At 63.1% G+C, this 22,456-nt stretch carries 20 protein-coding genes; 17 read left to right on the top strand and 3 right to left on the bottom strand.

What is annotated here, in order from left to right; translation table 11 throughout:
* Positions 1-134: 134 nt before the first annotated feature.
* Positions 135-1,169 carry an ATP-binding protein gene (locus EA473_RS15775; protein ID WP_124196618.1) on the bottom strand — a complete coding sequence of 345 codons (1,035 nt, stop codon included), beginning with the start codon at positions 1,167-1,169 and terminating at the stop codon, positions 135-137.
* A 413-nt stretch (positions 1,170-1,582) separates the two neighbouring features.
* On the opposite strand from EA473_RS15775, the gene acs (EA473_RS15770) reads away from it, so the two are divergent.
* The 7 genes from acs (EA473_RS15770) (at position 1,583) to EA473_RS15740 (ending at position 11,578) form a co-directional block, all read left to right on the top strand.
* A complete protein-coding gene (gene acs / locus EA473_RS15770; protein ID WP_124196617.1) occupies positions 1,583-3,562 on the top strand; it encodes an acetate--CoA ligase in 1,980 nt (659 codons plus the stop codon).
* A gap of 250 nt (positions 3,563-3,812) precedes the next feature.
* Entirely contained in the window at positions 3,813-6,116 is a 2,304-nt protein-coding gene (locus EA473_RS15765; RefSeq protein WP_124196616.1) for a bacterio-opsin activator domain-containing protein, read from the top strand.
* Between the two features lie 88 nt (positions 6,117-6,204).
* Complete coding sequence (locus EA473_RS15760; RefSeq protein WP_124196615.1) at positions 6,205-6,879, top strand: polysaccharide deacetylase family protein; 675 nt, start codon at positions 6,205-6,207, stop codon at positions 6,877-6,879.
* A gap of 139 nt (positions 6,880-7,018) precedes the next feature.
* Positions 7,019-8,995, top strand: coding sequence for an acetate--CoA ligase (gene acs, locus EA473_RS15755; RefSeq protein WP_124196614.1), 1,977 nt, complete (start codon positions 7,019-7,021; stop codon positions 8,993-8,995).
* Between the two features lie 50 nt (positions 8,996-9,045).
* The gene (locus tag EA473_RS15750) at positions 9,046-9,450 is read left to right on the top strand and encodes a DUF4212 domain-containing protein (protein WP_124196613.1); all 405 of its coding nucleotides are present in this window, start codon (positions 9,046-9,048) and stop codon (positions 9,448-9,450) included.
* Complete coding sequence (locus EA473_RS15745) at positions 9,450-11,114, top strand: sodium:solute symporter family transporter (RefSeq protein WP_124196612.1); 1,665 nt, start codon at positions 9,450-9,452, stop codon at positions 11,112-11,114. Before EA473_RS15750 ends, EA473_RS15745 begins: the two co-directional genes overlap by 1 nt.
* Positions 11,115-11,116: 2 nt before the next feature.
* Positions 11,117-11,578, top strand: coding sequence for a universal stress protein (locus EA473_RS15740; protein WP_124196611.1), 462 nt, complete (start codon positions 11,117-11,119; stop codon positions 11,576-11,578).
* Between the two features lie 155 nt (positions 11,579-11,733).
* Here EA473_RS15740 and EA473_RS15735 read toward each other — a convergent pair whose 3' ends face one another.
* Positions 11,734-11,913: a hypothetical protein gene (locus EA473_RS15735; protein WP_394341313.1), complete on the bottom strand. Its 180-nt coding sequence runs from the start codon at positions 11,911-11,913 to the stop codon at positions 11,734-11,736.
* A 170-nt stretch (positions 11,914-12,083) separates the two neighbouring features.
* Between EA473_RS15735 and EA473_RS15730 the strand changes: the two genes are divergently transcribed.
* From EA473_RS15730 to EA473_RS15705, 6 genes are all read left to right on the top strand, one after another.
* Positions 12,084-12,719 carry a tRNA (cytidine(56)-2'-O)-methyltransferase gene (locus tag EA473_RS15730; RefSeq protein ID WP_124196609.1) on the top strand — a complete coding sequence of 212 codons (636 nt, stop codon included), beginning with the start codon at positions 12,084-12,086 and terminating at the stop codon, positions 12,717-12,719.
* A gap of 30 nt (positions 12,720-12,749) precedes the next feature.
* Positions 12,750-12,974 (top strand): hypothetical protein, encoded by a 225-nt coding sequence (locus EA473_RS15725; RefSeq protein WP_124196608.1) that lies wholly within the window; start codon positions 12,750-12,752, stop codon positions 12,972-12,974.
* Positions 12,975-13,158: 184 nt separating this feature from the next.
* Positions 13,159-13,413, top strand: a complete 255-nt coding sequence (locus EA473_RS15720; RefSeq protein WP_124196607.1) for an amphi-Trp domain-containing protein — start codon at positions 13,159-13,161, stop codon at positions 13,411-13,413.
* A gap of 178 nt (positions 13,414-13,591) precedes the next feature.
* Complete coding sequence (gene tfe, locus EA473_RS15715; protein WP_124196606.1) at positions 13,592-14,116, top strand: transcription factor E; 525 nt, start codon at positions 13,592-13,594, stop codon at positions 14,114-14,116.
* Positions 14,116-14,805: a DUF2110 family protein gene (locus EA473_RS15710; RefSeq protein WP_124196605.1), complete on the top strand. Its 690-nt coding sequence runs from the start codon at positions 14,116-14,118 to the stop codon at positions 14,803-14,805. The genes tfe and EA473_RS15710 overlap by 1 nt, the downstream gene beginning before the upstream one ends.
* Position 14,806: 1 nt before the next feature.
* Positions 14,807-15,580: a DUF5803 family protein gene (locus tag EA473_RS15705; protein WP_124196604.1), complete on the top strand. Its 774-nt coding sequence runs from the start codon at positions 14,807-14,809 to the stop codon at positions 15,578-15,580.
* Between the two features lie 118 nt (positions 15,581-15,698).
* Here the strand turns inward: EA473_RS15705 and EA473_RS15700 are convergent, their stop codons facing one another.
* Positions 15,699-16,172, bottom strand: a complete 474-nt coding sequence (locus EA473_RS15700; RefSeq protein WP_124196603.1) for a chemotaxis protein CheW — start codon at positions 16,170-16,172, stop codon at positions 15,699-15,701.
* Between the two features lie 227 nt (positions 16,173-16,399).
* Here EA473_RS15700 and EA473_RS15695 point away from each other — a divergent pair, with 227 nt between their 5' ends.
* The 4 genes from EA473_RS15695 to EA473_RS15680 all read left to right on the top strand — a co-directional run bounded on the left by EA473_RS15695 (position 16,400) and on the right by EA473_RS15680 (position 22,453).
* Positions 16,400-17,209 (top strand): chemotaxis protein CheW, encoded by an 810-nt coding sequence (locus EA473_RS15695; protein ID WP_124196602.1) that lies wholly within the window; start codon positions 16,400-16,402, stop codon positions 17,207-17,209.
* A gap of 141 nt (positions 17,210-17,350) precedes the next feature.
* On the top strand, positions 17,351-17,713 hold the full coding sequence (gene cheY / locus EA473_RS15690) for a chemotaxis protein CheY (protein WP_124196601.1): 363 nt from the start codon (positions 17,351-17,353) through the stop codon (positions 17,711-17,713).
* Positions 17,710-18,876, top strand: coding sequence for a protein-glutamate methylesterase/protein-glutamine glutaminase (locus EA473_RS15685; protein WP_124196600.1), 1,167 nt, complete (start codon positions 17,710-17,712; stop codon positions 18,874-18,876). The genes cheY and EA473_RS15685 overlap by 4 nt, the downstream gene beginning before the upstream one ends.
* Positions 18,869-22,453 carry a chemotaxis protein CheA gene (locus EA473_RS15680; RefSeq protein WP_124196599.1) on the top strand — a complete coding sequence of 1,195 codons (3,585 nt, stop codon included), beginning with the start codon at positions 18,869-18,871 and terminating at the stop codon, positions 22,451-22,453. Before EA473_RS15685 ends, EA473_RS15680 begins: the two co-directional genes overlap by 8 nt.
* The last annotated feature ends 3 nt before the right edge of the window (positions 22,454-22,456 follow it).

Raw genomic sequence — 22,456 nt, 5'->3', positions numbered from 1 at the left:
TCCCGGACGGTCGTCTCGAGCGAGCAACGCTGTTCGCTCGAGAGCCCTGCGCCGGACGGAGTGGTGTGACGTGTCCTCGCGTCGGACGGAGTGTTGTCACGTGTCTCAGCGATCCGACCCAGCTCGCGTGCGGGTTACGGTGGTTCGGTTCTCGGAAAAGACATCTCCACGACATTCCCGCGGGGTGAATTCTCCTTGAACTGGAGTTCTCCCCCAAGTGAGTCCACACACCATTTCATTACCCAGAGACCCACTCCAGAGCCGTGATACGTACTATCCGTTTCGACGTCAAAATCGAGTATATTAGTTTCTACTTCCGGAATGGGAGGGCCATCGTCGGTAATCCGTATCGTCCCACGGTCTGCGTCGGGCTGATCGGCTATCTCTACGGTGACGGATGGTGTATCCGAGTTGTTGTGTTCGATGGCATTCTCGATCGCGTGATCGATCGCGTAGCGAGCACCCTGATCCGCGATAATCCAGACGTCAGCTGATGCGTCGAGTGTTAGATCAACCGTTGAATACTCCGTTCGGACTTTCTGGAGGAGAGAGCGTCCGATATCACCGAGGTTAGTCGGACCCCGTTCCGTCGCGTCTGGTTCAGCGATCTGTTCGAGCTGGGTAACTGACTCGCTTAGCGAACCGACTTCGTGTGCAATTTCTAACACGGTTTCGACTGAATCCTCGAGTGTTTCATCTTCAACAGCATTTTTGAGGCGCTCTGCATACCCCACGATGGCGGTCATGTCGTTTCGAAGATTGTGACGGACGATCCTGCTCAGCAAGCGCAATCGTTGTTCACGGACCTTATACTCCGAAATATCAGTAACCTCAGCGATCACGCATGGGGTTTCAGCGATCGTCGCTGAATTCAGATTGACGCGTACCCACCGCAGTTCCCCGTTCGATCGTTCGATCTGCCACTCGAAGACTTCGTTGGTTCCTGTAGCAGCAGACCGGATTCGGCGAACGGCCTCCTCCTGAGAGAATCTGGTCGAAGGGGCCGTGTAATCTTCAACGGTCATCGTTCGAAGGGTTTCAGCAGAATACCCGTACAACTGCTCTAGACGTCCGTTTACGTCGAGAATGTCGCCAGTTTCCGGATCGTGGAGAGTGATTCCGATATCTAAGACTTCGAACCCCGATGGCAACCTCGTACAATCATCCATTCATACGGTGGCGCGTTCCCACTCACCATATACTTATAACTATAGGAAAGTATTACTGAAACGGTTCTAACGGGTTCGGGAAGCCTCGAGGCGACAGTCTCGTCGATCTCGGTTGTAGGCGTATCAACACCGAACGCGTCGGGCAGTGGTTCACGGTCGCCCGTGCAACGAGAAACCGACCACGGTGCTATAGTAACAACTGGAACTATTTACACACTGATCGCACAGCTCACGGGTCACTTCGTTCCCCGCTCGCCATATCGCGGTTCTCGTTCGTTACACTCACTCCGAACCGCGCTCTCGTCGTGCGATCAGGTGTGCATTGACTTCCAGTGGCTACTATAGAGGCCGGTTCGGCCCGGAATCGATCGGAGGAACGTTTATTCCGCTGACTCACTTCAGTTCGAACGAGTATGGACGATCGGAACGGGTGGGGGCGGGGTCGTCCGGTCCCCGCCGGATCGCCGCACAGTCCACCGGAGTGGTTCGTCGAACAGGCGAACGTCACCGATTCGGAAATCGACGAGGAGTTCACAGAGAACTGGCCGGACTGTTGGGAGCGGGCGGCCGACCTTCTCTCGTGGGAGGAGCCGTACGACACCGTTCTCGACGACTCGAGCGCGCCGTTTTACGAGTGGTTCACCGGCGGCGAACTCAACGCCGCCTACAACTGTCTCGACCGCCATCTCGAGGCCGGTCGAAAGACCCACGCGGCGATCCGCTGGGAGGGAAAACACGGCGAGTACGAGACCTACACCTACCGGGATCTGTACGTCGCGGTCAACGAGTTCGCCGCCGCACTGTGCGATCTCGGCGTCGAGGAGGACGACGTCGTTACGATCTACCTTCCGATGATTCCGGAGTTACCGATCGCGATGCTCGCCTGCGCCCGGATCGGCGCGCCACACAGCGTCGTCTTCGCGGGCCTCTCGGCGAACGCGCTCTCGACCCGGATGGCGGCCGCGGACAGCGAGTATCTGATCACCTGCGACGGCTACTACCGGCGCGGGGACGCGTTCAACCAGAAGAGCAAGGCCGACAACGCGAAACTGTCGGTCGAGGCGGACGTCGAGACCGTGGTCGTCGACCGTCTCGGCGACGAACTCCCCCACGTTCTCGGTGAAAACGAGTGGGATTACGACGGTCTCCGAGAGGAGTTCGCCGGCGAGACGGTCGAACCGGTCTCCCGGGACGCCGAAGACATGCTGTTTCTGATGTACACCTCCGGGACGACGGGCGAGCCCAAAGGCGTCGTCCACACCACCGGCGGCTACCTCGCGCACGTCGCCTGGACGAGCCGCGCCGTCCTCGACGTCGAACCCGACGACACCTACTGGTGTGCGGCGGACATCGGCTGGATCACGGGCCACTCCTACATCGTCTACGGCCCGCTGGCGCTCGGGACGACCACCGTGATGTACGAGGGCACGCCGGACTATCCGGATCGCGATCGACTCTGGGAGATCGTCGACAGAAACGCCGTCGACGTCTTCTACACCGCACCGACGGCGATCCGCGCGTTCATGAAGTGGGGCGAAAAGTATCCCGCCCGCCACGACCTCTCGAGTCTGCGACTGCTGGGGAGCGTCGGCGAACCGATCAGTCCGCGGCCGTGGCGCTGGTACCACGAACACGTCGGTGGCGGCGAGTGCCCGATCGTCGACACCTGGTGGCAGACCGAGACGGGGGCAGTGATCGTGTCGACGCTGCCGGGAATCGACGAGATGAAACCCGGCGCAGCGGGCCCTCCCCTCCCGGGGATCGACGTCGCGATCGTCGACGAAAACGGAGCGCCGGTCGATCCGGGCGAAACCGGCTACCTCACGATCACTCGACCGTGGCCGGGGATGATCCGAACGCTGTACGACGGCGACGATCGATACCGATCGGAGTACTGGGAGCGCTTTTCCGATCCCAACGCCGGCGAGTGGCGCTACTTCAGCGGGGACACCGCGGCCGTCGACGAGGACGGCTACGTCACCGTCCTCGGCCGGGTCGACGACGTGATCAACGTCTCCGGTCGCCGACTGAGTACGATGGAGATCGAAAGCGCGATCACCGACGTCGACGGCATCGCCGAATCCGCCGTCGTGGGCCGAGCGAGCAAGCCGAACGGGACCGAGATCTACGCGTACGTAAGCACCGAAGGGCGATCGAACCCCGGCGACGGGTTGCGACGAGCGATCGTGGAAAACGTCGAGTCCGCCATCGGTCCGATCGCGAAACCCCACGAGGTCGTGTTCACGCCCGAACTCCCGAAGACGCGCTCGGGGAAGATCATGCGCCGTCTCCTCGAGGACATCGCCAACGACGAGGCGGTGGGGGACACGAGCGCACTGCGCAACCCCGAAATCGTCGGCGAGATTCGGGCCGGCCGTGAAGACGACACCTGATTTCGAAGGTTCAAGAGAAGCGAAATCAGTGGCACCCCTCGTCCGGCACGTTCGACCCGCACGACACTGGGGCGATACGATTCCCAGAGCCGACACGGGTTCAAGAATAGATGCGGACCCCAGACCTGATACGACTCCCAGGACGGGTACGGATCCCACCACCGGCGAAAATCCCGTCAATTGAATAGTGTTCGGATCGACAGCCGTCGCAATCGGTACAGTTATTTCGATTCCCTTGGACTTGCGAAACATGGGTTTCGAGGACGCCGAGGAGGATTCGATCTCGAGTCGGTGGTACGAGGCGTTGCTCGACGCCGCGGAGACGTACCGCGAGGCCCTCGTCGTCCGGCTCTGCGGGGAAGTCGGGCTTCGTCCGGCTGAACTCGTCCGGCTGTCGATCGACGATCTCGAGCAGGTTCGACTCGATCCGCCGCGGTATCTGATTCGCGTTCCGGGTGCGGACGACGAGCGGGCGGAGAGTCGGGACCGAACGGCCTATCTCCCGACCGACGTCGAACGCGAACTCCGCCGGTACGCGCGGAGCAACGACCTCTCGGCGGACGACCGGATCTTCGCGGTGACCCCACGTCGCCTGCAGATGCTCGTCTCAGCCGTCGGCGACCGCTCGAGCGAGCGATACGACGACCCCGCACTCGCCGACGTCTCGACCGCCGATCTGCGGCGGTACTTCGCACGCCGTGCGCTCGTCGACCACGACGTCAATCCCCGCGCCGTCAAGGCCGCCGGCGGCTGGGGGAGCTTCGACGCCCTCGAGTTCTTCCTCCCGGAGCCGACGGACGGGGAGATCGTCGACGCGTTCGACGCCCTCGAGGGCACCTCGCGAACCGATCGAAATCGCGCCAGCCCGGGGGACATCGACCCCGTACGGGACGACGGCGTCGTCCGCCTGCTGCTCGCCGCCAGCGACCGGTACGCGCTCGTCCGCCTCGACGCGGACGGCTACGTCGACCGGTGGAACCGCAGCGCCGCGGCGCTGTTTGGCTATCGGACCGGCGAGATCGTCGGCACGCACGTGTCGGCGTTTTACACCGACGACGACGTCGCCGACGGCGTCCCCGAGCGGACCCTTTCGACGGCGCTCGAGGAGGCCGGTCACGAGGTCGACGGCTGGCGCGTCCACGAGGACGGCTCCCGGTTTCGCGCGACGGAAGTTATCTCTCCGCTGCGCGACGACCGGGGTCGCCATCGCGGATACGCCGTCTTCGTTCGAGACGTCTCGGCTCACCAGGAGGCACTCGAGTCGGTTCGAACCCGGCGGGACGAACTGGCGCGACGCGACGCCGTTTCCCGTCGTCACCGGGCGGTCTCCCGATCGCTGCTCGAGTCGACCGACCACGAAGCGATCGAGACGAACGCGTGTGCCGCGCTCGTCGACGGCGAGGTGTACGCGTTCGCCTGGATCGATCGGACGACGCTGTCGGACAGCCGTCGGGAGTGGCGGACTACGAGCGGCGTCACCCCCGACGCCGTCGACGCGCTGGTTTCGAACCGTCGTGGAACGGACGGAACCGGAGCGCAGTCGCCGAAAACGTCGCTCAGCGCTCCCGGAACCGACGCTCTCGGAGACAGCGCTCCCCGAAGCGACGATCTCGGCGATGACTCCACCACGTGCGACGAGTCGGGGGTGGCGGTCCTTCGGGACGTCACCGCTACGATCGACGGCGACTCGTTCGACGGATCGGTCGCGACCGTCCCCGTCGAACACGGCGAGACCGTGTACGGAACGCTGTCGGTCGGATCCGCCCGCGCGGACGCCTTCGACGGGGAAGAAAGACGGTGGCTCGAGACGACCGCTCGAGCGATCGGGGCGGCGATCGCCGCGGCGCGGCGTCGGACGCTGCTGTCGTCGGATCGGGTGGTGGAACTCGAGATCAGCTGTCGGGACACCGGATCGTTCTTCGTTGACGCCTCCCGGTCGCTGTCGTGTCGGTTCGAACTCGACTCGCTCGTCCCGGTCTCGGAGTCGAGCCAGCTCTACTACATCCGACTCGAGGGGGCGTCACCGGCGGCGGTCTTCGACCTCGCGGAGGCGGAACCGGGGATCGACGACTGTCGGGTGATCGAAACCGACGAACGAGGGTCGCGCCTCGAGGTCGTCGTCGACGGCTCGTCCCCGACGCTGGTGCTCACCGAGTACGGTGCGACGGTCCGCGAGGCGACCTTCGAGGACGGACGGGCGACGATCACGGCCGAGTGCGGAGCAAACGCCGATCTCCGGACGATCGTCGACGGCCTGCGGGCCGTCTTCCCCGAGTCGAACCTGGTCGGCAAGCGTGAGACGGATCGATCCGCTCGAACGACCCCGGAGTTCAGGGAGGGTCTCGAGGACCGACTCACGGATCGACAGGAGTCGGCGCTCAGAGCGGCGTACTTCGGCGGGTACTACGACTGGCCCCGGGAGAGCACGGCCGAGGAGGTGGCCGACGTGATGGGAATTACCTCACCGACGCTGCACAACCACCTTCGAAAGGCCCAACACGAGTTACTGCGGACGTTCTTCGACGATTCGTCGGCGGACGACCGACGCCGATAGGGACCGTTGGAAGCCGGTACCGGTGAAACGACGACGGGTGGCCGCCCGTTCGAAATACGTAAGTTTCGACGAAACTGTAGACTGCTTGATGGCTCGTGCGTATTTCACGGTGGACGACGCCCCGTCGGAGACGCTGCCGGAGAAAGTCGCCACGCTGGAGCGCTACGATGTCCCCGCGGTGTTTTTCTGCGAGGGCAGGCGACTGGCCGAGTACCCCGAGCGTGCGCGTCACGCGCTCGAGGCCGGTTTTCACCTGGGAAATCACACCTACTCTCACGAACACGCGTCTGGCCTCTCCGTCGAGGCGTTCCGTGAGGAACTCGAGCGAACGGAGACGCTGCTCGAGGAGGTGTACGACTCGGCGGCGGTGTCGCGTCCCGAACGGCTGTTTCGATTTCCGTTCGGGGAGAAAGGAACCGAGAATCGCGAGGATTTCCAGCAGGTGCTGGAGCGATACGACTTTCGCCCGCCGGACGCCGATCGCTTCGGCTACGAGTGGTACGACGACCACCACGGTGGCGACTACGACTGGCACTGGACTCTGGATTCGAAAGACTGGGCGGTGGATGGGCGCGACGAACTCCGGGGGAAGATCGACTCGCAGTCTGACAGGCTCGCCCATCCGTCCCCCGACATCGTTCTGATCCACGACGGAGGGATCGAGCCGGAACTGTTCGAGGCGTCCATCGAACTCCTGCTCGAGCGGGGGGTGGAGCCGGCGGATCCACTCGATCTGCTGGACGGTGGTTCGAGCGACGACTAGACGTCACGACGGTCGACGATAAGACGCCGAAGGCCCTCAGCGGATTCCAACGTAGCGGAACCCGCGGCTACGAGCCCGCTGATTTTGTACAACTAGAGGCCAGCTTTACTATCATCGTTGTCTATCATTCGGACGGACTATGACACAGGACGAAGCTAGCCTCGAGGCGCGACTCGAAGAACAGGAGGCGTTCGATCCGCCCGAGTCGTTCGTCGAGCAGGCGAACGTCACCGACCCGGGGATTTACGAGGAGTTCGCAGAGAACTGGCCGGATTGCTGGGAGCGGGCGGCCGATCTCCTCTCGTGGGAGGAGTCCTACGACACCGTTCTCGACGACTCGGACGCACCGTTTTACGAGTGGTTCACCGGCGGCGAACTCAACGCCTCGTACAACTGTCTCGATCGACACGTAGAAGACGGCGCGTCGGATCGAACCGCGATCAAGTGGGAAGGCGAACTGGGCGAGACGCGAACGTACACCTACGGCGACCTGCTGGCGGAGGTCGAAGCGTTCGCCGCGACGCTTCGAGAGCTCGGCGTCGAGGAGGACGACGTCGTCACCCTCTACATGCCGATGGTTCCGGAGTTGCCGATCGCGATGCTGGCCTGTGCCCGGATCGGCGCGCCACACAGCGTCGTCTTCGCCGGCTTCTCCGCCGACGCGCTCGCGACGCGGATGAACTCGGCCGACAGCGAGTACCTGGTCACCTGCGACGGCTACTACCGACGCGGGGACGCCCTCGATCACATTTCGAAAGCGAACGAGGGGCTCGAGGGCGTCGACCACGAGGTCTCCGATGTGGTCGTCGTCGACCGCCTCGGCGACGAACTCGAGCACTCGCTTTCGGAGAACCAGCACGACTACGACGAACTGGTCGCCGAAAACGAGGGTGCGTCGGTCGAGCCGGTTTCACGGGACGCCGAGGACATGCTGTTCCTGATGTACACGTCGGGAACGACTGGCAAGCCGAAAGGGGTCAAACACACCACCGGCGGCTACCTCGCGTACGCCGCCTGGACCGGGCACTCGGTGCTCGACCTGAAACCCGAAGACACCTACTGGTGTGCGGCGGACATCGGCTGGATCACGGGCCACTCCTACATCGTCTACGGGCCGCTGGCGCTCGGGACGAGTACCGTCATGTACGAGGGCACGCCTGATTATCCCGACAAGGACCGGCTGTGGGAGATCATCGAGCGGGAAGAAGTCGACGTCTTCTACACCGCGCCGACGGCGATCCGCGCGTTCATGAAGTGGGGCACGGAGTACCCCGAGCAACACGACCTGTCCTCGCTTCGACTGCTGGGGACGGTCGGTGAGCCGATCAACCCCCGCGCCTGGAAGTGGTACTACAAACACATCGGCAACGAGGAGTGTCCGATCGTCGACACCTGGTGGCAGACCGAAACCGGCGGCATGATGATCACCACGTTGCCGGGGATCAACACCATGAAACCCGGCACTGCGGGACCACCGCTGCCAGGGATCGGCGCGCAGGTCGTCGACGCCCAGGGCGAGGAAGTCGACGCCGGACAGGCCGGCTACGTCACGGTGAACAAACCGTGGCCGGGCATGCTCCGGACGCTGTACAACAACGACGAGCGGTTCATCAACGAGTACTGGGAGGAGTACTCCGACGAAGAGACTGACGAGTGGGTGTACTTCCCCGAAGACGGCGCAAAGATCGACGACGACGGTTACATCACCATTCTCGGCCGGGTCGACGACGTCATCAACGTCTCCGGCCACCGGCTGGGCACCATGGAGATCGAGTCGGCCGTCGTCGGCGTCGAGGGTATCGCCGAAGCCGCGGTCGTCGGCGGCGACCACGAGGTCAAAGGCGAAGCCGTCTACGTCTACGCCATCCCCGAAGACGGCTACGAGGGAGGTGACGACCTCGAGGAGCGCGCCGTCGAAGGCGTCCTCGACTCCATCGGCCCGATCGCGAAACCCGAGGAAGTGGTCTTTACGCCCGAACTGCCGAAGACGCGCTCGGGCAAGATCATGCGCCGCCTGCTCGAGGACATCGCGAGCGGCAACGAACTCGGAAACACGTCGACGCTTCGTAACCCCGACGTCGTCGACGATATCGCCGCGCAGGTCGGCGACGACTAGCGACTGATTCTCTCTTTCTATCCGATCGAGAGACAGTTGAGATCGATACAATGTCAAATAATAACAAACACGACTCAGCCGATGCCGTCGACACCGACGGTGGCGTAAAGACGGAAGCGTACCTCGACGAGGAGATAAACATATTCAAGCCGGCGACACCGTTCATGCGCGACCACCTGCGAGTGATCTGGGGGGCGTTCGCCGCGTGGGTTCTCGTCGTCTTCGGACCGACGACCGCGATACTTATTGCGCCGACGTTCATGACGGAAACGACGATACTCGGCGGCTTTCCGCTGCACTTTCTCTTTGCAGCGATTCTCACCCCACTCGGAGCATTGCTCCTGTCGATCGCCTACGCCATACAGCGGGACCGACTCGACACCAGATACGGTATCTCTCACGAACAGTCGCCCGACTCGAGTGACTCCGTCGCCACCGACGGAGGTGAAGACTGATGCTCGAGGTCGTCGAACCGATCGTCCTCCAGGAGACAGCACTCGACGTCGGCGAGTTCAAACTGGTGCCCGCGCTGACGGTGGCCGCAATGTTGATCCTGTTTCTCGGCGTCGGCTACTTCTTTCGGGTCGCCGCAGTCGACGAACTGTGGGTCGCCGGCCGCTCGATCGGAAGCATCGAGAACGGGATGGCGATCGGCGCAAACTGGATGAGTGCCGCGTCCTATCTCGGCGTGGCGTCGCTCGTCGCGCTGTCGGGGTACTTCGGGCTGGCGTACGTCGTCGGCTGGACGACTGGTTACTTCATCCTGCTTATCTTCCTCGCCGCGCAGTTTCGGCGGTTCGGTAAGTACACCGCACCCGACTTCGTGGGGGATCGGTTCTACTCGGAGTGGGCGCGTGGCATCGCCGCGTTCACGACGCTCGCAATCGCCTTCACGTACGCGATCGGGCAGGCAAGCGGGATGGGACTGATGGCCCAGTACATCTTCGGAATATCCTACGAGGCCGGCGTCGTTATGTTAATGGGCGTCACCATCGCTTACGTCGCTCTCTCGGGGATGCTCGGCACGACGAAGAACATGGCGTTGCAGTACGTCATCCTCATTATCGCGTTCACACTCGGACTGTACGCGACCGGATGGTCACAGGGATGGGCGACGGTCTTTCCGTATCTCGAGTTCGGATCCGAAGTCGCAGTGGCAGCCGAAATCGAGGCCCAGTTCGTCGAGCCGTTCGCGACGGCCGGCTACTACCAGTGGATCGCGCTCGCGTTTAGCCTGATCGTCGGAACGTGTGGTCTGCCACACGTGCTCGTTCGATTCTACACGGTCGAAAACGAACGGACGGCCCGATGGTCGACCGTCTGGGGGCTCTTTTTCATCTGCCTGCTGTACTGGGGGACGGCAACCTACGCGGCCTACGGTGGCATTCTCTACGACGAGGTCGTGACCGAAGGTGGCGGTTTCGCGGGGATGGCACCCGCCGAAAGCGATGCACTCGTCGTGTTGACGACCCAGCTCGCTGGCCTGCCAACGTGGCTCGTCGGACTCGTCGCCGCCGGTGGCGTTGCAGCCGCGCTGGCGACGACTGCCGGGCTGTTCATCACCGCTTCGTCGGCGGCCGCACACGACATCTACACGAATCTCTACAAGGAAGATGCGACCCAGCGCGAACAGATGATCGTCGGACGGGCGACGATCCTCGGAATCGGTTTGCTCGTGACGTTGATCGGGTTGAATCCACCCGCACTCATCGGGGAACTCGTGGCGATGTCGTTCGCCATCGCCGGCTGCGTTTTCTTCCCGGTTTTCTTCCTCGGACTCTGGTGGGAGAATACGTCCAGAGAAGGTGCGCTCGCCGGCATGATCACCGGCATCCTCCTCTCGTTCGGCGCGATCCTGAACGATACCGCGATTCCGATGTATACGGGCTACGAGGAGGCGGTCGTTCCGGCACTCGCGACGTGGTTGCCGGGGACGTCGTCGGCGCTACTCGGCGTTCCGATCGTCTTCGCCGTGATCGTGGTCGTTTCGATCCTGACCGAATCCCCACCGCAAAACGTCAAGCGCCTCGTCCGCCAATGTCACAGTCCGGAACCGATGCACCGAATGGAATCGGCTGAAGACGCCGTTACTGACGACGCCACCCCTGGAGACGACTGACCATGTACGATACGATCCTCGTTCCAACGGACGGAAGCAACGTTGCAGAGAACGCGATCGACCACGCGATCGACCTCGCGGCGACCTACGGCGCCGACGTTCACGCGCTGTACGTCGTCGACTTGAGCGCCATGGACGTCGCCGTCGGAACGGAACAGATCGACAGATTCAGACAGGGCGACCTCGGCGATCTGCCCGAGCTCGAGCAGCGGGCCAAAGACGCCGTTGCTCGGGTGAGCGAACGGGCGAGCGACCGCAACGTCCCGGTCACGGAATCGATCGTCGCGGGCAACCCGCACAAGCGGATCGCCGAATACGCCGACGATCACGGCGTCGATCTGATCGTCATGGGATCGGCCGGCCGCGGTGGCGTCCGTCGCGTGTTACTCGGAAGCGTCGCCGAACGAACCCTCCGGACGACGGACGTTCCGGTACTGGTCGTCGACGTCCGCGACGAGGACTGATACGAACCGGTGTCAATCGATTCCGATGGGACCCTGATACGGTCTGCTATGGGTCTTTACCGGTCGATCGCAGAACGGTGGGCGATCGACCGGCAATCAGTCATAGCAAACCGTATGACGGGTCGCAGTCGCGACGGTACTGATAGCAGTCCGTCTCACTTCTCCGAGCGCTCGCGACCGGCAGTCGCGGACTCGAGACTCGAGACGAAGCCGAAGTAGGCGACGACGCCCGCGAGCATGAACGTGTAGTAGGCCCACTCCGGACCGTCGAGTACCCGAAAGAGGAGGTGGACCATCGTCACCCAGCCGACCGCGAACACGAGATCGACGAACATCCCCCACTTCTGGGCACGAGCCTGCTCGAGCCAGTCGCGTGGAGTCGTCACGATCCGCCACACCCCGTTCGAGCACGAACGATCATCGACTGTGTGATTCGGGGGTGAGCGAAAAAGGCTGTCGGGGCGAAAGCGAAACCCCCTAACCCTGACCACGAGTGGGTTCTTTCATGCACGACGATCAGGAGGTTGCCGTCCTCCGACTCGGTCACCGCCCCGGCCGGGACGAGCGGATGACGACCCACGTCGGGTTGACGGCCCGCGCCCTCGGTGCGGACCGGGTCCTCTTTCCGGACAACGCCGGTCAGTCCCTCGAGACGGTCGCCGACATCACCGACCGCTTCGGCGGCCCCTTCGAGGTCGAACTGACGGACTCGCCGAACGCGGTCATCCGCGGGTGGGACGGGCGGGTCGTCCACCTGACGATGTACGGCGAGCGAATCCAGGACGTCGAAGGCGACATCCGGTCCGCCCATCGGGACGAGGGCGAGCCGCTGTTGCTCGTGGTCGGCTCCGAGAAGGTCGCCTTCGACGTCTACGAGGCGGCTGACTGGAACGTAGGCGTGACGAACCAGCCTCACTCGGAGGTCGCCGGACTCGCCGTCTTCCTCGACCGGCTGTTCGAGGGCCGGGAACTCGAGCGCGAGTGGGTCGGGGCCGACCGCCGCGTGATCCCGATGGAGACGGGAAAGCGAGTCGAACCGGCGGACGGCAACGGCGAAACGGATGAGAACGAGGAAACGGGCGGTGACGGCGAAACGGGCGGTGACGGCGAAACGGACGATAACGGACCGGAATCGGCATAGTTTTTCACCCTTCCGGAACGGACTGTGGGTATGAGTTCGATCGCGTCGCTGCCGCGGACGGCGATAGAGTGGTACATGTTCGGAGCCGTCCTCGTCATTCTCAACGTCGTCTGGTTGCTCGCGACCGGTCACACCTTGCCGTCCGCAGTCGCGATGGGCCTCGTCAGCGGCCTCACGCTGGCGCTCGTCGTCGTCTTCCTCGTCGTCGCGTGGCGGACGGTTCGGGGCGACGGCGTTCCCGAAGGCGGTGAGTGAATCGACCCCGCCGAATCTCGCCGATCGCGGTCTCATACGGAGTACTGCCCCTGTGTACCGGCGCACCCGCGACCAGGGCGGCGGGTTCGCCGGCGGTGGCGTACAGTAAACCGCATCAGCCACCGCCTCGAGGCCTGCCTGCTCGCAGCCAAACTATTTCTGTTCGTCCGTTGGCACTGGACCCATGAGCGAAACCACGAACTACGAGGAGGACGTCTCGCGCGACGAGGCAGCCGACTTGCTCCAGGAGCTCGCCCGCGAGATTCGAAGCGGTGGGACGGCCGAGGTTCGCGTCGGAAACAAGATGCTGACGCTTTCGCCCAGCTCCATCGTCGAGTACGGGATCGAAGTCGAAGAACGATCCCCGATGCTGGGCGGTGATCGCGAAGAGATCACGCTTTCGCTGGAGTGGGGGGTCGAGAAGTCCGAAGACGGGTGATTCATACGGATTGCTGTACGTCATTGCCCGCCCAGCCGCGACCCGGGCGGTGGGTGCGCCGGGACCCAGGTACAGTAATCCATCTCAGCCGACCGCAGTTCGATCCGTCGTGACGACCGGCGGGGATGGTCGAAGCGCCTCAAAAGACTTAATGGCTACATGCCGTTACGGATAGGTAATGGCTTTTGAGGACCTGCTCGAGGATCCGGTCATCCAGAAGTACCTACACGAGCTGGTCGGTCCCAAGGGGATGCCCGTCGCGGCCGCGCCGCCGGACGGGGAAGTGACCGACGAGGAACTCGCGGAGGAACTGGACCTCGAGTTGAACGACGTGCGCCGGGCGCTATTCATTCTGTACGAGAACGACCTCGCCAGCTACCGACGGCTGCGCGACGAGGATTCGGGGTGGCTCACCTACCTCTGGACGTTCGAGTACGACAACATCCCGGAGAACCTAGAAGAGGAGATGTACCGCCTCCACGACGCCCTCGAGGACCGACAGGAGTACGAGCGAAATCACGAGTTCTACCTCTGTGAGATCTGTTCGATCCGCTTCGAGTTCGGCGAAGCGATGGACTTCGGGTTCGAGTGTCCGGAGTGTGGATCGCCGCTCGAATCGATGGACAACGACAGGCTCGTCAACGCGATGGACGACCGCCTCGCCGCGCTCGAGGACGAACTCAACATCGACGCGGACGCCTGATGGTCGTACTCGCAACCAAACTCTACGTCGACGGCGACGCTCGCGAGCGGTCGCTCGATTCGCTCCGGTCGCTCGTCGACAACGAGATCGGCGAACTCGCCGTCGAGTTCGAACTCGGGGTGCGCCACGACGACTTCCCTTCGGTGACGATCGACGGCGAGGACGCGACTGTCGCACGCAACGTTCTCCGCGAGGAGTTCGGCGAGATCGTCCCGGATCTCGAGGCCGGCGAAACCTACGTCGGCACGCTCGAGTCCTGGGACGAGGACGGGTTCGTCCTCGACGCCGGGCAGGCGGTACGCATTCCGGTCGACGAACTCGGGCTCGGCCCGGGGACGGCGATTCAGGTCCGGGAGCGATTCGGTCTGGTCCAGCACGTCCCGTTGCGGTTCGTCTACGGCGGATCCGACGACGTCGACGGTGGCCAGCCGTCCCGGCTCGCCGACGCCGAACGCGACCGGCTCTTCGAGTGGACCCGGGGGAGCGGGAGACTGAACGTCAACAGCGCGACGCGAGCGGAGGTCCGGGCGACGCTCAATCGCGCCGGACACGCCCAGGATTACGTCACCGTCGAACGTCTCGGCCTGTTAGAACAGAGCGTCGTCTGTACCGACGACACCGATCCGCCGGGACTGCTCGCGAGCGTCGGCGAGTACCTCCCGGCAGAGCTCCGATGTGTCGTCCCCTAGTATGAACAGGCGTCTCGTTCTCGCCGTCGTCGCGGTCGGATTACTCGTCGGGTTGGCCGGGTGTTCGATGATATTCGGCGGCATCTCGGACGAGGAACTCGACCGGGACGAGGAGTACGACGATCTGCGGGACCGAGACGCGGACGTCGCCGTCGACATCGAAAGCGGCGGCCTGGTCGGAAACGGCGAGTTCCGTGCGGTCTACGACCTGAACGAAACGGAAGAGCTGTCGATGTACCGGTCGAACATCTTCCGGGACCAAGCGCTCGACATCCACAGCGTTCGCTACTGGTATCCGAACGGGACGGAACTGACCGGCTCGGAACTCGACGTCGACCAAAGTCGTTCGAGTACCGAGGTCCGAGTGCCCGACGGGAACGGAACGATCGCGTTTTCTGGCTCCACCGGCGCTCGAACGTTCCAGCTTCCTGCGTACGTGGACGGATCGTACGACCTGACGATCCCGGAAGGGTATCGAACGTCGAACCTGCTGTTCGGGGACGTCAACCCGGGCGGGTACGAACGAGAGGTCGTCGACGATCAGGAACGGATTCAATGGGAACAGGTGGATAGCACGGTTGCGCTCAGGTTCTACCGGGCTCAGGACATCCCGCTGTTCGGCGGGCTCGTGGTGATCGCCGTCACCATCGGCGGCGTCGGTATCGGGTACTACTACCGACAGGTCAAGCGCCTCGAGGAACAGCGAAAGGAACTCGGCCTCGACGTCGACGTCGAGGACGACGACAACGACGGACCGCCGCCGGGGTTCAAGTGATCAGCGCCAGTTTGTTCGACTCGAACGGTTCGATTTCGGCGTAAATTCCTAAAGTAACAACTGAAACGATGTACACACCGATCGCCGATCCGTCCCGCGATCGGGTGTGGGATGACGTTCAGTGGCTACTGTAGTTGTGCATCTCGCTCTCGTCGAGCCAGGTGACGTCGTCGCCGTCGACCTCGAGTTTCCCCTCGACGAACCTGGCGCTCGTTCGGGCGGGCGCTATGTCGGCCGTTCGGATCGTTCTCGTGGTATCGACGTCGTCGACGAGCCATCCGTACCGACGTCCGCGTTCGTCGGATTCGGTGAGAACGAGCAGTTGTGGCGTCTCCGACCGGTCTGGGAGGCGAGCCGTCGGTTCGAAAACGCGTCGGAGATCGACGACGCGAATGCGCTCGTCGTCGACGGTCGTCGCACCCGCGTTCCACGGGTCGTCGGCCGCATCGATCGAACTCGTATCGCCGACGCCGAGAGCCGACGCGACCGCGTCAACCCGGACGCAGTACCGCGTTTCGGCAAGAGAGAACGTGAGGACCGTCGCCCGGTCCGCGTCGGCGTCGGAACCGTCTCGACTGGAGGGCGCTGTCATCGTCATCTACCCGACTCGAGTGTGAAATAAGTGTTTTGATGGGGCCGTTCGCCAGATCGGGTATCCTGACGGCGTTTCAGCGGAATTTGCGGTGAACCGTATGAGACGATTCACACCGATCGCCGATCGGTCTGGCGATCGAGTGTGGGGTGACGTTCAGTGGCTACGATAGTATCCGGCGGAGAGTCAACGTTTTATCGCTGGAATCGTATAGACGAATAAGAACGATGGCTCCGGATCTCCCCGAGAAGCTACTCGGCATCGACATCGGTGCTGCGGACGATCGACAGACGCGGGACCCGACGGAGACGGCCGAAGACGAAGAACTCGTCCGGTTCGTGTCGTTCGGGGTCGGAGAACATCGGCTCGCGGTACCCGTCGACAGTGTCAAGACGATCACGGACGTTCCGTCCGATCTGACGCGGGTACCACGGACGCCGGAAGCGATAGAGGGGATGACCGATCTCCGCGGGGAGATCACGGCGGTCCTCGACATCACCGCACACTTCCCCACCTCCGAAACGCGGAACGGTCGCGAGCAGTTGCTCGTCTTCGATACGCCCGCAGACGAGCAGTCGGCGGCAGCCCGGGTCGACGACGTCTTCAGCGTCGACGCCGTTCCCGAACGTAACGTTCTGGGACCTGATGACGTGGAATCCCGGGAATACTCGAGCGATTCCCTCGAGCACCCGCTCGTCGACAAACTCGTCGAACAGGAACGAGAACGACGCGGTGACAGAGTCGGATCATCGGCGTCCACAGCCGTCGGTACGGATGCCGCCGGCGCCGAGAACGCGATGCCTGCCGACGCCGAAAAAACGATGCCAGCCGTCGATGCCGATAACGCGGTGTCACCACCGCCGTCCGCATCGGGTGACCGGCCTCCTCTGGAGGAGATCCAGACGAACGATGGCGCCGACGCGAATCGGAGTCGCCAACTCGTCCTCGAGGTGACGCCGCTCGTCGACGTCGAGAAACTCCTGTTGGCTTCCGGTCATCTGATCTCGGAGACGGCGCCCGAACACCGCGACGAGTGAGTCCGGACGGGTTTCCTTCTTCCCGCGAGAGTCGCCGAGAGGACCGCTGTCACCGTCGGTCTCCGTTCGTTATCACTATTGATAGCCGGGAGACAGCATTTATAGTAGTTCTTTTTGTACTAACAGTCGGTGTACTAGTGAATGTCGACAGGGGTTCTCATCGTGGACGACTCTCATTTTATGCGGAATCTACTGCGCCAAATTCTAGAGCAGGATTACCGCATCATTGGAGAGGCAACTAACGGCGCGGAAGCCGTCAAACTGTACAAAGAACACGATCCCGACATCGTGATGATGGATATCGTGATGCCGAAATGCAACGGGATCAAAGCAACCGCTGCGATCAAAAAGATCGATCCGAACGCCCGGGTGATAATGTGTACGAGCGTCGGACAACGAGAGAAGATGAAACTGGCGGTCAAGGCGGGTGCCGATGGATACGTTACGAAACCGTTCGAGGAACCGAGCGTTAGAAAGGCCCTCACGGACGTCGCTGCGGCATGACGCGAGTACTCGTTGTCGACGACTCCCGGTTTATGCGAATGGTTATCGACAACGCACTCACTACTGCTGGATACGAGGTCGAAACGGCCGAAAACGGAGTCGATGCGCTCGAGATGGTATCGACGTTCGACCCGGACGTCGTGACGATGGACGTCGAGATGCCGGAGATGGACGGTATCGAAGCCGTCGATCGGATCATGCGATCGGACCCGACCCCGATCGTTATGCTCAGTGCGTACACGAAACGGGGAGCAGAAGCGACGCTCGATGCGCTCGAGCGGGGAGCGGTCGATTTCCTCTCGAAACCAGACGGATCGGGGGCGCGAAATATCGCCCACCTGACGGACGAACTCGTCGAGACGATCGAAGCGCTCGAGGAGGCTGACGTGTCCTCGCTCGCGGTCGCACACACGGCATCGACCGCAAGATCGATCCGGACTGGTCGGGCGACCGCATCCGGTTCGACCACGCAGACGGCGGGAGGGAACTCCGAGACGACCGCCAGCCCCGTCGAGACGCAACCGGGTCCGGCGGCGGCGTCCACACACTCTGTCGACATCACGACGCAACCGGAAACCGATTCGACGATCGTCATCGGCGCATCGACCGGGGGTCCGAAGATTCTCGAGCGCGTGTTCGACCGACTCCCGGCGAATCTCGGGGCGAAACTTCTGGTCGTCCAGCACATGCCGGCCGGATTCACGGGACGGTTCGCCGAACGTCTCGATACGATCAGTGAATACGCCGTCCGCGAAGCGGCCGACGGCGACCGTATCGGGGCCGGGGAGGCGATCGTCGCCCCGGGCGGATCCCACCTCGAAATCACGAACAACGTCGGCGGAAACGTTCGAGTGCGTCTCGACGACGGCGACCCCGTCCACGGCGTCAAACCCGCGATCGACGTCACGATGGAAAGCGCCGCTCGCCGGGTTGAGGACCCACTCTGTGGTGTCGTCCTGACGGGAATGGGTCGTGACGGTGCGGCGGGGATCGAGGCCATCAAGGAGGCCGGTGGCCACACCATCGCCCAGGACGAGGCGACGAGTCCGGTCTTTGGAATCCCGCGGCAAGCGATTCAGACCGGTTGCGTCGACGACGTCGTCCCTGCGGGCGACCTCGCCGACGAAATCATCGACGCGGTTACGGGTGAGACGGATGAGTGAGTACTGGACCGATTTCGTACAGGAGAGTCGAGAACGGATCACGCAGCTGAACAACGCGCTGTTGTGCCTCGAGCGAACCCCTGACGACGAGGAGGCGATGGAGAACATCTTCCGAATCGCACACACCCTCAAGGGGAACTGCGGTGCGGCGGGATTCGAGTCCGCGAGCGATCTCGCACACGCGATCGAGGACCTCCTCGATGCGGTCCGTGGCGGGCGGATCTCCGTCACGCCCGAACTGATGGACGGGATCTTCGATGCGGTCGACGAACTCGAGGCCATGATCGACGAGGTTGACGGCGAAGGCGAAATCCGAACGGACCCCTCGTCGACGATCCGGACGCTCAGGAACTACCTCGAGAGGTCGGCGATCACGTCGATCGAGGCACCGACGGCGGACGAACGGTCGTCGATTCTGTCGCGGTTCGATCCGCCGGCGAACGACAATCACGACGCCTATCTCGCCCGCATCGCGATAGCGGAGGGCGACTCCGAGGCCCCGACCAACGGAACGCTTGTCGTCGATGCGCTCGTCGACGCCTTCGATCTGATCGGGACCGTCCCCTCCCGGGAGCGAATCGAAGACGGTGCCTACGGCGGACAGTTCGATGCCGTCTTCGGCTGTGCCGTGGGCGAAGCCGCGATCGTATCGGGACTCGAGCCCGTCGAAGAAGTTTCTGATTTCGAACTCGTCGAGGTGACCGAAGAGCTTGCGGCCGCCTCTCGAGCCGGGTCGAGTGAACGAGAGCCGATCGAGACGGGAACGCTTACGCCGGACGTCGACGGAGCCGACATTTCCTCGGACGAGGCCATGGAGCTCGGAGTCGACGAACTCCTCGACGAGTTCGACGAGTTCGACGACCTGGACGAGAAAGTAAAGGAAGTCGAGGCGGACGACGATCTCGGCGTTTTCGACGAGATGGGAGAGGCCGGCTCGTTCGACGATCTGTTCGAACAGGCCGAGGGCTCGCTCGACGAGCAGGAGAGCCGATCCGAAGATCCCATCGAGTCGGGATCGGAGTCTTCGGACGAGCCAGACGCCTCGACCCCGTCCGACGCTGGCTCGAGTGACGACGACGAGCAAGTCGAGGACGCCGAGGAAGTGTTCGCGGAACTGAAAGCGGAGGTTGATACGGTCGGATTCGACGAACTTCAGGACGAACTCGCGGAACTCGAGTTCGACGAGTTCGGCGACGAGGAAGAAGTCAGCATGGACGAACTCCTCGGGGACGAGTTCGAAGACGAGACCGACGGAGTCGACGCCCACGAGCGTGACGACGACCTCGAGGACGTTCTCGTCGATCCGGACGACGGAGCCGACGAAGTATCGGACGCCAAACCGGCGGTCGAAGCCGAAGACGTTCTCGGGAGCCCGGATGTCGATACCGCCGATACGGTGGTCGAAGCCGAGGATACGGTCGAGAGCACGGGTCTCGAGGACGATCACGGCCACGAACCGGCAGACGTCGACGACGGGAGTCCGAAGAGCGACGACGCTCCGGAAGCGGCCGAAGCGACGGCGGATGATCCCGATCCGGAACTGGAAACGGAGGAGACAGACGACCTCACCGAACCGGATACCGCCGAGATCGACGAGGCGGACACGTCGGAGGACCCCGACGAATTACTGGACGAAACCGAAGACGGGTCAACCGAAGATGAGGCGGTCGAAGAGGAAACAGGTGACGGAGCGTTCGAAGAGGAAACAGGTGACGGAGCGTTCGAAGAGGAAACGGCCGATGGAGCGTTCGAAGACGTCGAACCGCCAGACACCCTCGAGGCGAACTCTGCAGAGCCGGACGTATCGTTCGACGAATCGGAGGAGTCGACCGTTTCCCCCGTCGACGGCTTCGAAGACGACGGATTCGGCCAGACTGATTCGGGCGGTTTCGACGAGTTCGACGACTCCGGAGCCGGCGGCTTCGAGGATGTGGCCGGCGAACGCAGTGGATTCGACGACGCTTCGAACGGATTCGACGAATCCGAAGACGTGGGCTTCGGCGGGGCCGATTCCGCCGAATTCGACGACGAGTTCGGCAGCGACGATATCGGCTTCGACGACTCCGACGGTGTCGAGGCTTCGGTGGAATCCGACCGTTCGGGCGAGGATGCCGCCGACTCGAGCGACCGTTCCGATAGCGCGCTCGAGGACGCCAACGACTCGGTCGATCCGCTCGACCTGGTTGACGACGCCGACGACTCGTTCGAGGAGACGTTCGGCGACGACGCGTTCGAGGACGTCGACGATACGGAATTCGGCGTCGGCATCGACGGGTTCGGTTCGAGCGACTCGGAAACGGCCTCGAGCGATCGCGCGACCGACGAACCGAGCGCGGCCGACGAGGACGTCCCCAGGATCGTCGACGAACCGTCGCTCGATATTCCGGATATTACGGTTCCGGAGCCGTCCGATCGACCGGAAACCAGTCAGAAAGACGATGGGATCCAGTCCGTCCGCGTCGATACCGATCAGGTCGACGAACTGATGACGCTCGTCGAGGGGCTGGTCACGAGTCGCGTTCGGCTCCGTCACGAGGTGGAATCCGACCGCGATCTCGGAGCGATCGAAGCCGAACTCGACGACCTCGAGGGGCTGACGACCGAACTTCAGGAAACCGTGATGAACGTCCGGCTCGTCCCGCTCGAGACCGTCGTCAATCGCCTTCCCCGGATCGTCCGCGACATCGCCCGCGAACAGGACAAAGACGTTTCCTTCGAGATTCGGGGCGAAGACGTCGAACTCGACAGAAGCGTTCTCGACCGGATACGTGACCCGCTGGTACACCTGGTCCGCAACGCTGTCGATCACGGGATCGAAAAGCCGGACGAACGGGACGCAGCCGGGAAGCCTCGGGAGGGCCAGATCGAGGTCACCGCGAGCCGAACGCGCGACCAGGTGACGATCACCGTCTCGGACGACGGAAGTGGACTGGACCCGGATCGTCTCCGGTCTGAGGCCGTCGACGCCGGCGTCCTCTCGGCGGCGGAAGCCGACGAACTCTCCGACGAGGAGACGGCCCACCTCATCTTCCACTCCGGGCTCTCGACGGCCACGGAAGTGACCGACGTCAGCGGACGGGGCGTCGGCATGGACGTCGTCAAACGGACGATTGAGGAGATGGATGGCACCGTTTCGATCGACAGCCAGCCTGGTGACGGGACGACCGTCACCATGACGCTCCCCGTCTCCATCGCTATCGACGACGTCCTGTTCGTCCAGAGCGGAGACGAGGAGTTCGGCGTCCCGACCGAGGCGGTCCAGGACGTCGAAACCGCGGCCGCGATCGAAACGGTCGACGACGAACGGGTGTTTTCGACCGGCGACGAAACGTATCCGGTGATCGATCTCGACGAGACGCTCGAGACGCCGGGCCGGAGTGCAAACGGTGACGGCGTCGTCGTCCGGATCCGCGATAGCGTACGCCCGGTCGTCTTACACTGCGATGAGGTCCACGGCCAGCAGGAAGTCGTGGTCAAACCGTTCGAGGGGTTCATGGGCGGCGTTCCCGGCCTCAGCGGTGCAACGGTTCGGGGGAGAGGGAAAGTCGTCAACATCATCGACGTAACAACACTATGAACG

Origin of the sequence: Natrarchaeobius chitinivorans (assembly GCF_003841505.1) — an archaeon.
Taxonomy (GTDB): domain Archaea; phylum Halobacteriota; class Halobacteria; order Halobacteriales; family Natrialbaceae; genus Natrarchaeobius; species Natrarchaeobius chitinivorans.
This window is presented reverse-complemented; position numbering and strand designations above follow the sequence as displayed.

Bases quoted from the DNA above. Each gene is read 5' to 3' on its own strand.
- acs (WP_124196617.1), top strand. From the start codon at position 1,583: ATGGACGATCGGAACGGGTGGGGGCGGGGTCGTCCGGTCCCCGCCGGA.
- cheY (WP_124196601.1), top strand. From the start codon at position 17,351: ATGTCGACAGGGGTTCTCATCGTGGACGACTCTCATTTTATGCGGAAT.
- EA473_RS15735 (WP_394341313.1), bottom strand. From the start codon at position 11,913: ATGTTCGTCGATCTCGTGTTCGCGGTCGGCTGGGTGACGATGGTCCAC.
- EA473_RS15730 (WP_124196609.1), top strand. From the start codon at position 12,084: ATGCACGACGATCAGGAGGTTGCCGTCCTCCGACTCGGTCACCGCCCC.
- EA473_RS15725 (WP_124196608.1), top strand. From the start codon at position 12,750: ATGAGTTCGATCGCGTCGCTGCCGCGGACGGCGATAGAGTGGTACATG.
- EA473_RS15705 (WP_124196604.1), top strand. From the start codon at position 14,807: ATGAACAGGCGTCTCGTTCTCGCCGTCGTCGCGGTCGGATTACTCGTC.
- EA473_RS15740 (WP_124196611.1), top strand. From the start codon at position 11,117: ATGTACGATACGATCCTCGTTCCAACGGACGGAAGCAACGTTGCAGAG.
- acs (WP_124196614.1), top strand. From the start codon at position 7,019: ATGACACAGGACGAAGCTAGCCTCGAGGCGCGACTCGAAGAACAGGAG.
- EA473_RS15710 (WP_124196605.1), top strand. From the start codon at position 14,116: ATGGTCGTACTCGCAACCAAACTCTACGTCGACGGCGACGCTCGCGAG.
- EA473_RS15720 (WP_124196607.1), top strand. From the start codon at position 13,159: ATGAGCGAAACCACGAACTACGAGGAGGACGTCTCGCGCGACGAGGCA.
- EA473_RS15680 (WP_124196599.1), top strand. From the start codon at position 18,869: ATGAGTGAGTACTGGACCGATTTCGTACAGGAGAGTCGAGAACGGATC.
- EA473_RS15685 (WP_124196600.1), top strand. From the start codon at position 17,710: ATGACGCGAGTACTCGTTGTCGACGACTCCCGGTTTATGCGAATGGTT.
- EA473_RS15765 (WP_124196616.1), top strand. From the start codon at position 3,813: ATGGGTTTCGAGGACGCCGAGGAGGATTCGATCTCGAGTCGGTGGTAC.
- EA473_RS15700 (WP_124196603.1), bottom strand. From the start codon at position 16,172: ATGACAGCGCCCTCCAGTCGAGACGGTTCCGACGCCGACGCGGACCGG.
- EA473_RS15760 (WP_124196615.1), top strand. From the start codon at position 6,205: ATGGCTCGTGCGTATTTCACGGTGGACGACGCCCCGTCGGAGACGCTG.
- EA473_RS15695 (WP_124196602.1), top strand. From the start codon at position 16,400: ATGGCTCCGGATCTCCCCGAGAAGCTACTCGGCATCGACATCGGTGCT.
- tfe (WP_124196606.1), top strand. From the start codon at position 13,592: ATGGCTTTTGAGGACCTGCTCGAGGATCCGGTCATCCAGAAGTACCTA.
- EA473_RS15775 (WP_124196618.1), bottom strand. From the start codon at position 1,169: ATGGATGATTGTACGAGGTTGCCATCGGGGTTCGAAGTCTTAGATATC.
- EA473_RS15745 (WP_124196612.1), top strand. From the start codon at position 9,450: ATGCTCGAGGTCGTCGAACCGATCGTCCTCCAGGAGACAGCACTCGAC.
- EA473_RS15750 (WP_124196613.1), top strand. From the start codon at position 9,046: ATGTCAAATAATAACAAACACGACTCAGCCGATGCCGTCGACACCGAC.